The following is a 15,384-nucleotide window of genomic DNA, read 5'->3' as shown; positions in this document are numbered from 1 at the left end:
GATTTCGCAATGACGACGTGCTCGCAATGGCACGTCGGTGAACCTTAGAAGCCCCTTGCCAGAATTCGAGCTATGGCGATCTGCAAAGGCGTTTTCGAGTTACTGAGTTCGAAGTTCGTGGAGAGCCCGACTTGGCTCGAAATTCGACAATGCTGCCGCGATTGCCTCAGGAGCCACCATCGCTTTGGAGTGTTTGGACCAACGCGAGATCGCATTGAGGATGTGGTTGCTGCCGAGATGATCAAAGAAATCTAGCCACGATTGTTCAGGTGCGTAGCCCAATCCACCTCGCATTGCCGTATCAAACTGTTCAATATCGTTGACCGTGCCTTCCTTGGTTGCGATTGCGGCTTCGATCCACATGGGAATTGACAACCGATCCGTGATTTCTTGATCGGTCAGTTCGACATCGTCGAGCCGATATCGGTGTATCAGCGTCTTTGTGATTTCCGCAATCTCCGCTGAACGATTTCCGCTGCGGTCGTAGTCGTAGATTCCCGTTCCGACGTACTTTCCCGCACGTTTGGATTTGACCAATCCCGCCAACATCGGCGACGGATCGATACGGTCGGGGAATGATTGCCAATACACACGCCCGGCATCGAACATTGTTCGGGTGCCGATATTGTCGATCAATTCCAATGGTGAAATGGGCATGCCATAGTTCAAGGCTGCCGCTTCAATTCGCTCCGCCGAGATGCCTCGGCAAAGCAGTTGCAGCGATTCGTTCAGGTATGGCGACAGCAGGCGGTTAACGATGAAGCCTGGTGTGTCACGAACAACTAACGGGACTTTGCGCAAATTGCGAATGTGCTGAGTCGCGACCGCAAGGCAGGCGTCCGAGGTTCTATCACCACAGATCAACTCCACTGCATTTCTATTTTCCACCGGCATGAAAAAGTGCATGCCACAGAATCGCGTGGGGTCGGATATCGCACTCGCTATCTCGCCGATTCGCAGGGTCGACGTGTTGGTACAGAGGACGGTGTTGTTATCAACGTGTGATTCAATTTCGGCAAAGAAGGATCGCTTCACGTCCAAGCGTTCGGGAATGGATTCGATGACGATACGTGACAAAGTCGACTCGGTACGGTCTCGCGAACTGACCAATTCAATGCAGGGAAGATCACCGAATTCCTTGCCCCGGATAATTTGCCAATGCTCGGGATTCATGTCGACGATCTCGATTGCCCGGTTTAAAGATGCAGCGTCTTGGTCGCAAATTCGCACCGACAATCCTGCTGCGACATGCGCACGCAAAATGGCTTGGCCGACAACGCCGGCACCTACCAACGTGATGCGTGGATCGGGACCCAACGGCTGATCAAATGATGGAGGCTTCATCGCACAAATAAGGTGTCAGTGAAGTCAAGAAACATGTCCCAGTCGAAAGGTGTCAGATTGTGAGGGCCCGATCGAACATGGTAGCCAGTTTTTCCCCGGACTCGTTGCTGGTCGATGGGAGGCATGCTGGTTTGCGTGATTGCCGCCTGGCCTAACAATTCGAAGGCTGGGGCCGAATGAACCAACGCGAGATATTCGCCGTGAGGGTCAGCCCACAAATCCTCATCGGCACTTGATATGTAGACTCCGCGAGGCGCGAGGATCGCGATCAGTTGATGTTGGTCGACGGGCAATTCGGATTCATTGTCCGAGTAGGCAGTGAACGCTCGACAGAACCAATGAGGAAACACTCGGGTGATTCGGGCGACGGATTCTCCGAATTGTCGACGAGATAGCGCCGCGCCGCCGCAGCCCGACTCGTTAGAATGCACTGCCGCGAAGCGATCGTCTTCGGCCGCCGCCCAGAGTGCTGTTTTGCCGCCGCGCGAGTGACCCACTACCGCAATTCGGTCGGCATCGACGCTTGGCTGCGCGGCGAGTTGCTCAAGCATACGACTGGCGGCCCATCCCCAGGCCGACAGACTGCCCCATGACTTTTGGCTAGGAAATTCGCCGTTGGCAAAGAAACTTCGGATCGAGTCAGAGTATCGGTCTTTGTCATCAGGGTCCACATCAGAGGTGAAGAATGATGCGGTTGCATAGCCACGTTCGATGAGTGTTCGAGCGGGCCAAAACGTATCCGACTCGGCAACGACATCGTCAAGTGAAAGCTGGCTTCGGTTATTGATAAAGACGACTGCGGGAGTTGGCTGCTTTGATTGGTTAGGTGTCATCAACACGAACGGGAATGAGAATTGCCGATCGCCGATCGACACCGTCATTTCCATCTGGTGCCCGGTCGCCTTGCCATCAAAGGCATTCGAGACCGTTTTCACTTGGCGAGTGGAAACGGAATGTTTGGTATCCGGCCGATTCCCGTAAACGTGATCGCGGAATTGCTGCAACAACTTGGGGCGTGTCACGCTCGTCCAGTGTTGCGGTGACTCGGTGCTGCTTTCCAAGACCGGGGGAAGGTCAAACTCGGGAACCTTGTCTTCCTCGTAAATGAACTCGGGTTGTTTCTCGGACAGTTTGGTGACGAGTTCGCGATTGGCTTGCCAAGGTGATGCGTCCGTGGTTTGAGCGAAGGCCCGGGGCATCGTCGAGGCGAAAAGAGCCACGATTACGATTCCAGTGAAATGATTCATAACTTCGGTGGGGAACGAGTGCGAAGAAGCGGGAAGGCAGGAGCGATCCGAATGGATTGCTACCAAGATGATACCAAGGCTTTTAAGCACGTAGTCATGTGAGGCAAAGACTGCCTTCGAGAAACGAAAAAACGCTGATCTCTGCTAAAGAGACCAGCGTTTCCGCTATTGGTTGGGTGCTCAGTTGAAGTCGAGCGGAAGCCTACAGGTTTGGCGTTGTGTAAGGTTCTACGTCGCCGACCATGTGGAAGTGGTTGTGGTCGATGTAGACAACCTCGATGGCTTCGCGATCGTCAAGCGTGTGAGGAACAGGATAACCGATGGTGGTCTTTTCCTCGAAGTAGATCGTGCACTTGTAGTGAGCGTGGTGCAATTGGGCTGGGCCAATCAGCGGATAGAAACGCGGCGGGTCGATGTAGTCAGCGATCTTCTCTTTGATGATGCGGACGTCGCTACGCTGCTTTTCGTAGATCAGTGGAATGCCGCCTTGAACTGGACGTGCGGTTTCCAACGCGTGCATGACTTCATCGTCACTCGGTGGATCGAGTGCCTTGACGGTACCACCGGACGTGGTGGGACCAAGAATTGGGACTCGCTCGTAGCGTTCCTTTTTCCAGAACTTCTCTTCTTGCTTGTGCTGGTAGAAAGGGCTAACTGGCATGGGATAGCCAAGGAAGCCAATGTTGTATCCACCACCCAAACCGTAGCAACCGGTGGAAGAGGCGAGCACAACGGCTGCCAATCCAGCGACGATGTAATTTCCCATCGACGACGTCGCGTTGGGGTTTGGATTCTTGGCCTTGCGGCAATTCGAGCTGGTCATCCGAGCAACCTTCTGTGGTTCGTAGTGCGGGCGAAATCTCTAGCGCTCGCTTCGTACTACTTGTATCGTGTGAACTTGTACCGATCTTGCGGGTAATTCCGAAGAAATGACCGAAAGACGAGAGGTGTTGTCATGCGTTCACTCGAAGCCCGTGAAACACCACGGTCGGCGGCAAACGAAAAAACCCGCAAGGATGAAAGCATCGCTTGCGGGTCTTATTGAACGTCAGGGCTTCATTGGATCAACGATCGGTGAAGTCAAGGAACCACCAGCCGTCGTCCCATTCAAGACTAACTTTACGCCATCCCAATGGAACTTGTGGGTACGGATAGAACGGCCCAATGTATGGCCATGCCGTAGGGCTGTACTGCTGAGGATAAGTCAGTGCAGCGTAGTTCGGATGAGCAGCGTAGCCTGGCCAAGCGTAGTTCGGCAGGTTCGGCGAGTCGTAGCGAGGAGCACCCACTGGCGAATGCGGAGCCATTGGCACGGGCTGACCCATTCCGCCACCCATTCCCATACCCATGCTGGCCTGTTGAGCTTGAAGCTGAGGCTGCATGCGATATTGCGAGGTCATCGCAGGCATTTGCTGCCGAGGCATTGCTTGAGCTTGTGGCTGATACATCGGCGTTGGAGCCGGGTCCATGATCGGAGCCGCGTGCTGCATCGGAGCCGAAGCCAATCGAGCCGGTACGTTTTGCATCGGTTCGGCGACCGCAGGTGCGGAAATCGCTTCTGGCAAACGAGCTAGGTTAGATGCTGCGGGAATCGAAATCGCCTCACGAACACCGTTAACACCAGGGATTTGGCTTGCGATGTTCAGAATTGCGTTTCTTTGCTGAGCTGATGATGCGCGGCCTGTTAATGCAAGCGTTCCGTTCTCGCATTGCACATCGACGCCAAAGCCTTTCAGCTTGCCAGCGTCTTTCGCTCGGCCGAGTGCGGAAACCACCGAGGAAACAATCTCGTCATCGCTGGATTCTTCCAGCGCGGCGGCTGGTTGGATCACACCTGGCATGACCTCAAGCGGCTGGCGAACTGTTTCACGAACGATTTTCGCTTCGGACGCCAATGCTTCCGCAAACGAGAATGATCCGTTTTGTGGTGTCACATCCGTGGTCGCCAATTCGGCAACGGGAGCTGGTGTCATCACTTCCGGTTGTTCTTCCACGACAAGCAACGGTGCCGCAGTGGGTTTAGCCGCGGTGATCATTTCCGTGAGCTCGCTTGCTGCGGTCGCGGAATTGGTGGCCACGGTCGTGGGTTGAGAAGCCGCAATGACGCTGACTTCATCCACTACCTTAGTGATGCCTTCGATGCCGTTCGCTGCGGCCAACACCAATTCTTTTTGTACATCGGCGGCAACTTTGCCCCGAAGGAGAACGACTCCATCATCGACTTTCATGTCGAGGTTGAAGTCTTTCAGAGCGCCCGAGTCTCGGTTGCTCTTGAGTCGTTGAATAATCTGTTCGGCGATTTCGCGGTCACCACCCCAGGCCTGCATCGGCCCGAGGGTCGCGAGCGCGGCAATCGCGATTCCAAAATACTTGCGTCGCATCAAAATGCCTCCCTGCAGTCCTAATTCCATCTGGGCGGTGTGACTTTCATAGTCCCGCGACACGATGCCAAAGGTCTAAGTCACCTCGGTTGGTGCTGTTTCGATGAAATCGAATGCTCTCACCAGAGGAGTGTTGTTGGTTCTTTCGGCCACAACGAGGTACGGCTGGTAGGTTTTTTCTGATTTTGTCGCCGATTGGCGCCTGAAACAAGTTTCACGCCGGTTCGACGCTAGCGAAACGCACGTACAACCGAAGCAATCGTGAACAAAACTCCCATCGCAGGGATGGCCACAAACGCCAAACGAGGTTGAGCGGCAACCACAGCAAGGACGATGACACCACCCACCGCCAAGCCAGGAGGCAACCAAGAGGCCGGGCGACGCAAGCTCGGCCATGCTAACCAGAGCGCACCCATCACCAAGCCCACTCGACCGGTTGCCGAAGCGACGAAACGAGCGGTACCATCGGTTCCGTATTGCCAAGTGACTATGCCACAGGCGAGCAATAGCACGATCGAGATAACCAGCACCGTTCTACGCCGCCAATCGTCCAGCGATCCGTTGGTTGATGAAGTCGAATGGGGCGGCGTTGCGATGGGAATGGCTCCATGGGAAAACTCACGATTCAACTCAGCAAGCGAGGCACGTACTGATGAAGATACTCTGTTTTAGCGATCTGCATCGAGACCGCGAGGCGGCCGCACGTCTAGTTCAGGTGGCAAACGATCCCGAGCAAGCTATTGATATGGTGATTGGTGCGGGAGATTTTGCCAATCGAAGAGTGGGAGCCGCCGATACGCTCGATCTACTCGCCGCGATCGAATTGCCCGCGATCTTGGTACCCGGTAACGGTGAATCGGCCGATGAATTGCGTCAGGCAGCGGCGTGTTGGCGATCAGCAGAAGTGCTGCACGGCAATGGAGCCCAGCACCTAGACGTCCCCATTTACGGACTTGGCGGTGGGATTCCCGTCACGCCGTTTGGTGACTGGAGCTACGACTTTGACGAAGAGACTGCCGAAACAATGCTTGCCGATTGCCCGCCCCATGGAATTCTTGTTGTGCATTCGCCGCCGATCGATACGGTGGATCACGACAGTGCCGGCAAGATTCGCGGAAGCCAAGCGATTCGTGATTGTGTTCTGGCGAAGAAACCCAAGCTGGTCGTTTGCGGCCATATCCACAGCGATTGGGGTAAACAGGTCACGCTTGGAGAATCCGTGATCGTCAACGCCGGACCGGCCGGCGTGATTGTCAGTATTGAGACGTAAGCTCAAGTGCGCGAGCCTAGGAATACGAGATTCGCCGCATGAACGAGCTTACTCGATTGGCTTCTTTTCGCCTTTGTCCAAGATGTACGGCGGTTCGACTTGCTCACCATGGGCAGGTTTGAACTCACGTACCCAGATGTTGCGAAACTTGACCGGGTTTCCGTGATCTTGAATCCCAATCGGTCCTTTTTCAGGATGAGCGGTGTATTTCGGCGGGCGGTTGTAAGGAGTGTCACCTTTAAGTTCAAAGTGGTTCTGGATGAGCACGCCGTTGTGAACCGCAGTGATATAGGCAGGCGACTTAAGTGACCCGTCTTCGTTAAAGCGAGGCGCCGTCCAGAAAATATCGTAGGTGTTCCATTGGCCTGGTGGTCGAGTTGCGTTGACCGCTGGTGGCGTTTGTTTGTAGATGCCGCCCGCTTGGCCGTCGAAATAGGTTGGATTTTCGAATGAATCCAATACTTGGATTTCGTATCGGTTCATAAGAAAGATGCCGCTGTTGCCTCGGCCTTGGCCTTCACCCTTTGCTGGAGTCGGTGCGGACCATTCGGCATGCAATTGAATGTCGCCGAACGATTGTTTCGAAACGATCGCCTTGCTGCCGACAACCATTGCCCCGTCTTCGATTTTCCAGGTTTCGGCGTTCTCCCATTCCGATAGATCTGAGCCGTCGAAAAGCACGATCGCATCGGACGGTGGCGCATCATCGCTTTCACCGGGGTCGACCACTCGAGGTTCGTCCCATTGGATTCCATTGAGATACTCTTCTGCGAAGGAAAGCGAAGGGGCGGCTACCAATAACAAAAACGCGGTGGTCGAAGCAACAATTTTCACGTCGTACTCATGCGGAAGGCGGGGATTCGAAATGCAGGACTCGCCGTCCAAGCGGCTTGTCGAAGATGCACCAGTATGGTCCGTCTGAACCTCAGATTCAATTGACTACAAAGAGCCGATTTCCAACCTTCGCGACCTCGAAGTAAGCGGAATCCCCAGCCGAAGGGTGCTGGCAGCGGACTTGACGGTGCAACCGGCGAAATGTTACTGACCAATGCACTATGAGCAAATTTCCCAGGCCACGATCGATTGCCAAGCTAGCGTTCGCATTGAATGTTGGAATTTGGTTGCACGGTATCAACGCACCCTTGGTTCATGCCAGCGATGTAGTGGTTGGCGAATCGGGATCTCAGCCCTGCGTCTTGCTAGGCAATGGGAACGTTGTATTTGGCGCCGCGCATCAAGTCGGTGAGTACGTTGTCATTCGCAAAGGCGGTGGCAGCGAAGTTCGACTGCCTCGAACCGCTGTCGCGTGCTGGGCCGGTTCAGTTCGCAATTTATACCAATACCGCATTGACCACCGTGAAACTAAGAACGTCCGAACGCACTTAGAAGAAGCCGATTGGTGCCTGCGATACGAACTGTTTGACCTTGCGGAAAACGAACTCGAGCTGGCTCGCAAACTCGATCCCAGTCATCCAGATTTGTCACGTTTGGAACTTCGGCTCAATCTTGCGACATCAGAAGTGACTCGAAGCGTTCCCGTGATTTCTGGGATCGAACATGCCCAACACGATCAAGAAATCAGTCCTCCATCTGCCATCTCGCAAGTCTCGGTGGAACAGTTTGCTCGTACCGTGCAATCGACCTTGGCGACACGGTGCAGTCGCTGCCATGAACCCGATTCAGGCCGGAAATGGACGTTAGCATCTCCACCGGGCAAGTCTCGAGCATCGAGTGAAACCACTCATGCGAATTTGAATGCGGTACTGGGCTATGTAAACGCTGATGATTACCGCGACAGTGAATTATTGATTAAAGCAATCACGCCCCACGGTGGCGAAGCAGCACCTTTGGGGCTACGCCATCGCAAGGCCATCGTGGCGCTGGAATATTGGCTTCAAAGAGCAGCCTACGAAATGAAGCATAGCGGTCAAGAAGTCAGCACGACCTCGCACACTCAACCATCCGATGCATTCGATAGAGATGAACGGCTCGATCGCGACGACTCGATTGCTGACCCTACTTGGTCAGAGTCATTTGAGGATCAAGCTGCTATCGACGCCGAGTTTGAGACCGCCAAACGACCTGTTCTCGAGGCTGACCAAAATTCAGATCTGCCGTGGCGGATGCCCCAGGTTGATAATCCCTTCGATCCAGATTTGTTCAACCGTCAGCACGGTTTGAGATAGCTTAGCGGTGACGTGATGCCGGCGGCATTCGAGCGATGTCGCCGAAAGACAGCCTTCGCAATGGGGCGAGCGCGACGGGCGAGTTGCTACTTGGCGACCGCAATCGAGCAGCCGCGACTTGGCAATCCGTCCTTATTGGAAGCTTGTGATCATGATCGCCGATGCTTGACCTTGAGGGGTCACGTTGACTGAGATGAAACTGTCGCCTGCGGAAGTAGATGTACTGGTGCAAGCAGCGATGGGGCAATCCGATGCGAGGTTTGCTAGGTTACGGATGGGGAAGAGTGATCCACCGAGCGATTTGAGACTGGCGATGGCCTCGACCATCCCGCCGCCTGCACCAAGATTGCCAAAGTGACCCTTTGCCGTGGTAACGGGTGGTTGTTTAGCAACGTCTCCAAACACTTCTTCAATGGCTTCCGCTTCTTGACGATCGCAAGAAGGTGTGCCCAGGCCGTGCGCGTGAATGTGGCCGACCGAGGCTGGATCGCGATCGCCCAGGGCGGCGCGAAGAACGTTTGCGATCGCGGTTCGAAGATGAGTCGTGTCTTCGCCGTCGGCATCTTGCGTCAAAAGGGTTTGCGGCCCGACCGCACTGCTGCCGTATCCGATGACCTCGCCAAGGATCGTGGCGCCGCGAGCTTGAGCATGCTCAAGGGTTTCAAAGATCATGGCGGCTGCACCTTCGCCGACCACGCTACCGTTACGACTTTCGTCAAAGGGACGTGACATCGTCGACGGGTCCGATTGGTTCGTCGCTAGTTGTTCTTGCAAGGATGCGTGCAGCGTTCGCAGAGGGTGGATGCGTGACCCGGTCGATCCGACCACCAAAACATCGGCATGACCGCGAGTGATGGTGGAATACGCTTCGGCGATTGCAGCGCCGGCCGATGCTTCACGAACCGTGATGGAGTTATTCGGCCCGCGTAGGTCGTTGTAGATCGCGATGTGACTTGCGGGCATGTTGGGCAAGTACTTCAGCAACCAAAGTGGATTGATCTCGGGCTTGCCGTGTTGGCCCCATTTTTCGAATTTGAACTCGCCGTCCTCAAGACACTTCTGGATGCCCGTCGCGAATTCTTCTGGTAACGACATGATGTAGTCGCAACCATAGATCACGCCGGTACGATCACGGTCGCGCGAGCCTTCGTCGAGTCCTGCGTTATGTAACGCGAGTTGTGCAACGGCCACGCCCATCTCGATTTCGCGGCACATGACTTTGCTGCCTTTGCGAATCGTTCGCTGAAGCGATTTATCCATCGGCCCATAGTCGCTGATGTCGCCCGTGAAGTCTGACGCTTCGGCACCGTAGTCAATCGATAGAACTCCTTGCGGGACTTGGGTCAAAGGCCCGATCCCGCTCTCGCCATCGCGAAGAGCTTGTACCAATCGATCGGGATCGTTTCCCAGAGGGCAAACGACACCTAGACCGGTGATGACAACGCGGCGTGACGAAGAGTTTTCCATGGTGGAAGGAATTTTCGAGAGTGAAATAGGGGCGACGAACGGTCGTTAGGCATTGCCCCAATCAACATGACCAGAACATCCCGCGATCAACTTGACCAGAACAACCCAGGATCAGCCTGACCAGAATATCGCAGGGTGGCGACGACCACAGGACCGCTATGAAAATCGGCGAGCGGCATTCTAAACGCCACTGGGCGAACTCGGGAGGCCCAGCAAACTAGGAGGCCCACCAAATCAGGAGACTCACCAAAACAGGAGACCCACTCTAAAACAGGAGACCCAGCAAAGAGGAGTCTAGTCTACCGTCAGCCGAATGCGGGGGGATTGCGGGATCACCACCGGCGCCATTGACGCTCGCCGCGACTTTCGCGGCAACTAAGGCCTAGTAACGGCCGCGGTTGGCCCCGCCCGAACTGCCGATTCGCGGCTGGGTAGCGGTTTCGGGTGCCAGTGGGACGGTGGTCAAATTCTCGGATGCCCGCCCTCGGAACTGAACGAATAGCAAAGCGTCCGCTCGACCCGGGGTCGATCCCGTTAGCATTTCCATGTTCAGCATCGGAATGCCCTTGGCTCGCTCGGGGCTCGCTACCACGCCGCAGGATAGCAGCAACACCATATCCGAAGGCCAGCGGAAACGTTCGTGCAGACGCCAACTGACGACTTGCGGAACGTCGATGCGAGTCTTGTGAATTTGGTTGTTCGGGAGCGGCAGTTCCAAATCGACGTGATTAAGTTTATCGACTTGATCGATCTCAGCTTCGATCACGCAATCAATCGCTCGGCCATCAGTCGACAATAACGGACTAAGCGAAAGCCGATATCCCTCTTGGACTTCGCCGGTTTCGGGTTCGTACGGTGGCCATGCGTTGGGAGCCGGACGTACGTTCTGAACATAGTTGCGTCCGCGTGTGCTAGCCAATTTCTCGGTCTGGCCGTTGTAGAGCGTAAGGTTCAAATCCTGAACCAATCGAGCGTCCGTTCTTTGACGAAGGATGTTCATGACCAACGCGGCATTCTCTTTGCTCAACAACCACGCTTGAACGCCAGGTGAATCGACCGTCACGTGTTGCATCAGCATGTGAGCTCGGCTGCGCCAATTGGCGTTGCCAACGGTCATCACTCGCAAGTTCATCACTTGAGGTTCTTTTTCGCCAGCGACGAAGCGATCAACCACGCCGGAAACTACCTGGTGCATCTCGTTGGTATGATAAACGGACAATTGGTCGCGATCAGCGTTCAAGAAACCAAACGGTTGAGTGAACCAAACATCCGTGCCGGTTTCGCGAAGGACCCAATCAATGATTGCTTGTTCGGGATGATCATGCTTCGTTAGATAGCCCGTGTAAGGACGTAGGTCATATACACGGTGTTCCTGGCCGGCAGTGCGAGGCAGTGCCCCACCGCTGGTGACTTGACCACTGCCCAGAGATTGCTGGTTCACATTGGGGCGGCTGAACGCGGGGTTCTGCATGCTCGGCGGCGTATCGGCGGCCGATGGGTTCCCAGGCAAAGCCATCCCTTGTGACCAACTGGTATTGGGTGCCCAGCATGCGCAAGCGGCCAGCACGAGAAGGCAATAGGTCAGGCAGTGACGCATGGATTAATTTCCTGGATATAGTTTCGTCGTGTGCGAGGTGTTTCCCACGATATGAATGGCTTTAGCCAAAATTGACATTTCGAGGCAAGATGTTTTCATGCTCGTTTCCACATCGAAGCGTTCACGGCAAAGCTGAAACCGTCGGCGAGCTGCTCGACCACGTATTTGCTAGCATTTTGAGTTTGAGAAAATGCGACAAGATCGTTGCCTGAGCATCTTTTTTGTCTCGTCAAGATCGCCTACGATTCGCATCATGCGGCAGCAACTCTGGGGAGACTGCCGCGGCGCCATCCAGCAGCGCCGACGATCAGGGCAGTGTCATCTTGGACCAGGTCAACGCGACCGTTTCCTCCAAGTTGGCTTCACAATTACAAGAAGGAATTTTGTGATGACTCGTATTCCATTGATTCAAGCCGATGAAGATGCTCGATTGCGTCGCGAGCGATTGGACTTGAGCATTGCCGAGATGGGCTTGTCGGTTCGAACGACAAACTGCTTGGAAGAAACTGGCATTCTGACTGTTCGAGATTTGCTGCACGCCACTCCGCGACGGTTGCTGTCGATCAGCAACTTTGGCGAGAAGACTTTGGATGAAGTCTACGCGGCCTTGGAAGAACTCGGCTTTTATCGCCCTAGTCGCGAAAAGGCTCGGTAGGGGCCATCCCGGCAACGTTGGTTCGCGTTAGGCTGGAACAGTCCAAACGCATCTGTTGCCCCTCGTTCGACTCCTATGACTCGCTCCTCTGATTCCCATTCGCCCCACGAAGGCTCGCAAGGCGTTCGGCAGCGAGGTGGTCGTCAACGACTCGGGGGAGATGACGCGGCGTCGAATCGCTCAAAATCACCGAAGCGTCGCCAGCGTGGGCGTTTGTCCCGCTGGCGACTGATGATTTACGGAGTCATGCGGCCATGGATGCGCCGGCAAGGTCGTCGTTCGGGCGGATCAAGTTTTCTCGGTTCCGACGGCGCTGGAATCGCCAGTGAAGTCGTCTTCTTTGGCGTCCTGTTTTTACTCGGCGTGTTCGGGCTCTCGTTGGTGTTGATCAACCGCTTCGCGCCGGACGACATGGCTCGCATTTCCGACGAAGCGTTTTCGGATTCGTTGGCTCCCGCATTCTCGACGTCCTTGAGCACGTGGATTTTTGGAATCCTATCGGTCGCTGCGATCGGCACCGGCGTGGTGTCGTTGGTGTACCGACTGATGCACTTGGGCGCCAGTACAGAATATCGAAGTGTGCTGGCGAATCGCGCGGGCCAATTTGAAAAGGACGCGATGGACTTCATCGGTCCGACGGCACCCGCATCGGCTACGGATGATCTAACAAAATTGCCGAGCGTTCCTCGCGGTACATCGTTGACGGACAGTCCGGGCGAGCGTCTGGCCTATCGACTAGCGGCTGAGACTCGTGAGGCTGGCTTGGCCGGACCGGCGATCTTGACGTTTCTTTGGAACGCTGTCTGGTTCATTCTGCTGGCGGTTGCTGTTTCCGGTTTTTGGTACGGCAGCCCTCGTTGGATTTTGACGCTCTTGCTGGGGCCATTCGCGGTGATCGGTTACTGGTCGTTCAAATACTTCGTAACCCAATTAAAGCAGTCAGCCGGCATAGGCCCCACCATCGTTGAAATCAGCCAACAACCCTTGTGTCCCGGTGAGACCTGTGACGTGTTCGTCATCCAGATGGGACGTTTGCGGCTAAAACGACTTCGTGTCCAGCTCGTTTGCGAAGAAGAAACGTTTTATCGCCAAGGAACCGATGTACGCGTGGATCGTCACGAATCTTTTGTGCAGGTTTTGTGTAAAGAGCGTGAAGTTCGAGTTGACCCCCGAGCCCCTTGGGAACAACAATTAGTCCTGCAACTGCCCGACAATATCATGCATTCGTTTGTCGGTACTCATAACGCGATTCGTTGGAAGATCGTTGTTAAGGGGGAATCACATCCATGGCCATCGTTCTACCGAAGTTTTCCCGTCGTCATTCACCCGTCGGTCGCGCCACCGAAGCGCAGCCCGCGGTAAATGTTGCGCTCTGCCGAGAAGACGGTGTCTACGAGGCCGGTGGTGAACTAATGGCCAGGTGGCGGATTCGCCGCGTTTGCCTTGACGATCTGCAATCGATTGAGGTCTCGGTGCTGTGGCACACTGAAGGTAAGGGTGATGAAGATTTGCACGTTCATCACTTTCACCGAGTTTCTCCCGAACAACTACGTCGCTTGGGTTTGGCTGACGAACAGTCCCTGCGATGTCACCTGCCTGCATCGCCGCTGAGCTATCACGGGCACCTGATCAGTTTGCGTTGGTGCGTTCGCCTTCGTTTGTTCATGAATGACGGTCGTGAAATCATCGCTGAGCAACCGTTTCACTTGGTGTCGCCTCGCAGCAACTTCGACTCGTTTGGTTCGCAAGCTTCCGTTCGTGCCTCTTCTCAGGCGTGATTGAGTCGAATCCTTTTCGTACCGCGGCAATTCGACCGGGATCGATTCCGTTTCGTTTTGTTGGAAAGGCGTTCGACCGTTCGATCAATGATTTGGCCTCGGATGTCCGCGACTTAACGGTCTGCCAGATCGTCGGTCAACATGGGACCGGCAAGTCGACGCTCGTTAAGTCGTTGCTACCCAGTTTGCGAGATGCCTTTGCCGATGTCGCCTATCTGCAACCGCTCGATGTGTCACCGTTGCGACTCGGTTCATCCTCTTGGACCCACCGATGGATCCACGCGTATCGATCGTTGTCGGATGCCGTTTCCACCGCTCGCAGGCTCGCCGGGGGTGGTTTGTTGATCGTGGATGGTGCAGAGCAATTAAGTAGGCTCGGACGAATCAAGCTGTATCGCGCGACTCGACAACGCAATCAATCGTTGCTGATGACGACTCACCAGCCATTTCGCAGCGTGCCAGTGTTGTACCGCACTGAAGTATCACTTAGCGATTTGGCAACCTTGACCCTTGAACGAGTTTCCGACAGTTCCGAAGACGTCCAGCGATTGGTTGGCGAGCGTCTACGGCAGCAACAGCAGCAACCACAAGGCAATCCAGCTTTGAACGTTCGAGACTTTTGGTTTGATCTGTATGACGAAGTTCAACCGGTGTGCCGTTCGGCTCGGGGCACTGTCGATCAAAGCGTTACGACGTCGGCTGGTCGTCATCGCGAGGTGATTCGTGGCTATTGATCGACTCTCCATTATCTTGGTCCATCGAGCCGGAAAGAATGATGCGGGTGGCTCTTCCGCTGCGCTTGATAAGTTGACTGAGCAGCTTGTTGGGAACTTACTCGGCCGACCCGGAATCGACGTTACCCTCGTGGGCCCACTGGATGATCTTCAGCCGGGATCCACGGATGCATTGACGCTGGAGTCCATGACTGGCGATGTCGCCGTATTGACTCGAGTGTCGATAGATCAGGCCATGGTGCAACTCGCATCGCTGGGGTTTGCAGGGCAACGTGCTAGGCATCTCGGTGATCCGACGGCACCGGTGGCTAGCGCCGCAGCGCGGCGAATCTACGCCTTTGATCTGCATCAGCCATGGACCATCCAACAATGGATTGACGCCTTGGAACGTCTGCGGCAGGTCAAGTCGGTCAAAACATTCGACCTGATGCCGGGGGCGAGCCGTTCGGTATCGGACGCTTCGAAGCCTGTTTCGCCGAGGTTCCAAGCAGAGCCCATCATCAAACAATCGGCTCATCAGTCGCCACCGGTTGGCCAATCGGGATCTCCACCCTCGGATGGACACCTCGACGATTTGCTTGATCAGCTTGACCAATCGGACCTTTAACAGGCTGCCTTGGGGGCTCAAAACGCAGTCTAGACAATTGCCAGTGAGAGAGCCGCTTGGTACCTTAGAGGGATAGAGACGAAGGGAGCGGATGACCCGCTCTACTGGCCCCGAACGA

Annotated in this window: 15 protein-coding genes; 7 read left to right on the top strand and 8 right to left on the bottom strand. The window is 55.1% G+C overall.

The features are described 5' to 3' along the window. Positions 1-99: 99 nt before the first annotated feature. From Pla22_RS00230 to Pla22_RS00210, 5 genes are all read right to left on the bottom strand, one after another. The gene (locus Pla22_RS00230; RefSeq protein WP_146512800.1) at positions 100-1,344 is read right to left on the bottom strand and encodes a 3-hydroxyacyl-CoA dehydrogenase family protein; all 1,245 of its coding nucleotides are present in this window, start codon (positions 1,342-1,344) and stop codon (positions 100-102) included. Further along, complete coding sequence (locus Pla22_RS00225; RefSeq protein ID WP_165440447.1) at positions 1,341-2,564, bottom strand: alpha/beta hydrolase family protein; 1,224 nt, start codon at positions 2,562-2,564, stop codon at positions 1,341-1,343. Before Pla22_RS00225 ends, Pla22_RS00230 begins: the two co-directional genes overlap by 4 nt. Before the next feature lie 229 nt (positions 2,565-2,793). Beyond that, on the bottom strand, positions 2,794-3,357 hold the full coding sequence (locus Pla22_RS00220; protein ID WP_146515131.1) for a hypothetical protein: 564 nt from the start codon (positions 3,355-3,357) through the stop codon (positions 2,794-2,796). 298 nt (positions 3,358-3,655) lie between these two features. Next, positions 3,656-4,972, bottom strand: a complete 1,317-nt coding sequence (locus tag Pla22_RS00215) for a BON domain-containing protein (RefSeq protein WP_146515130.1) — start codon at positions 4,970-4,972, stop codon at positions 3,656-3,658. Positions 4,973-5,202: 230 nt separating this feature from the next. Next, the gene (locus Pla22_RS00210) at positions 5,203-5,601 is read right to left on the bottom strand and encodes a hypothetical protein (RefSeq protein WP_242631697.1); all 399 of its coding nucleotides are present in this window, start codon (positions 5,599-5,601) and stop codon (positions 5,203-5,205) included. 23 nt (positions 5,602-5,624) lie between these two features. On the opposite strand from Pla22_RS00210, the gene Pla22_RS00205 reads away from it, so the two are divergent. Then, positions 5,625-6,242, top strand: a complete 618-nt coding sequence (locus Pla22_RS00205) for a metallophosphoesterase family protein (RefSeq protein WP_146512798.1) — start codon at positions 5,625-5,627, stop codon at positions 6,240-6,242. Positions 6,243-6,290: 48 nt separating this feature from the next. Here Pla22_RS00205 and Pla22_RS00200 read toward each other — a convergent pair whose 3' ends face one another. Further along, positions 6,291-7,076, bottom strand: a complete 786-nt coding sequence (locus Pla22_RS00200; RefSeq protein WP_146512797.1) for a 3-keto-disaccharide hydrolase — start codon at positions 7,074-7,076, stop codon at positions 6,291-6,293. A gap of 221 nt (positions 7,077-7,297) precedes the next feature. Between Pla22_RS00200 and Pla22_RS00195 the strand changes: the two genes are divergently transcribed. Continuing rightward, a complete protein-coding gene (locus Pla22_RS00195; RefSeq protein WP_146512796.1) occupies positions 7,298-8,428 on the top strand; it encodes a hypothetical protein in 1,131 nt (376 codons plus the stop codon). A gap of 132 nt (positions 8,429-8,560) precedes the next feature. On the opposite strand, the gene Pla22_RS00190 is transcribed toward Pla22_RS00195, so the two are convergent. Further along, positions 8,561-9,895: a beta-ketoacyl-[acyl-carrier-protein] synthase family protein gene (locus Pla22_RS00190; RefSeq protein WP_146512795.1), complete on the bottom strand. Its 1,335-nt coding sequence runs from the start codon at positions 9,893-9,895 to the stop codon at positions 8,561-8,563. A gap of 382 nt (positions 9,896-10,277) precedes the next feature. Next, the gene (locus tag Pla22_RS00185) at positions 10,278-11,492 is read right to left on the bottom strand and encodes a hypothetical protein (RefSeq protein WP_242631696.1); all 1,215 of its coding nucleotides are present in this window, start codon (positions 11,490-11,492) and stop codon (positions 10,278-10,280) included. Positions 11,493-11,880: 388 nt separating this feature from the next. Here Pla22_RS00185 and Pla22_RS00180 point away from each other — a divergent pair, with 388 nt between their 5' ends. From Pla22_RS00180 to Pla22_RS00160, 5 genes are all read left to right on the top strand, one after another. Next, positions 11,881-12,147: a DNA-directed RNA polymerase subunit alpha C-terminal domain-containing protein gene (locus tag Pla22_RS00180; protein ID WP_242631695.1), complete on the top strand. Its 267-nt coding sequence runs from the start codon at positions 11,881-11,883 to the stop codon at positions 12,145-12,147. Positions 12,148-12,222: 75 nt separating this feature from the next. Further along, a complete protein-coding gene (locus Pla22_RS00175) occupies positions 12,223-13,509 on the top strand; it encodes a hypothetical protein (protein ID WP_146512793.1) in 1,287 nt (428 codons plus the stop codon). Then, positions 13,434-13,925, top strand: coding sequence for a hypothetical protein (locus tag Pla22_RS00170; protein ID WP_146512792.1), 492 nt, complete (start codon positions 13,434-13,436; stop codon positions 13,923-13,925). The genes Pla22_RS00175 and Pla22_RS00170 overlap by 76 nt, the downstream gene beginning before the upstream one ends. Then, positions 13,922-14,659: a molybdopterin-guanine dinucleotide biosynthesis protein MobB gene (locus Pla22_RS00165; RefSeq protein WP_146512791.1), complete on the top strand. Its 738-nt coding sequence runs from the start codon at positions 13,922-13,924 to the stop codon at positions 14,657-14,659. The genes Pla22_RS00170 and Pla22_RS00165 overlap by 4 nt, the downstream gene beginning before the upstream one ends. After that, positions 14,649-15,266: a hypothetical protein gene (locus Pla22_RS00160; RefSeq protein WP_146512790.1), complete on the top strand. Its 618-nt coding sequence runs from the start codon at positions 14,649-14,651 to the stop codon at positions 15,264-15,266. The genes Pla22_RS00165 and Pla22_RS00160 overlap by 11 nt, the downstream gene beginning before the upstream one ends. Positions 15,267-15,384: the final 118 nt, after the last annotated feature.

The organism is Rubripirellula amarantea, assembly GCF_007859865.1.
Taxonomy (GTDB): domain Bacteria; phylum Planctomycetota; class Planctomycetia; order Pirellulales; family Pirellulaceae; genus Rubripirellula; species Rubripirellula amarantea.
The sequence above is the reverse complement of the archived record's forward strand: the minus strand, read 5'-3'. Positions and strand labels throughout refer to the sequence as shown.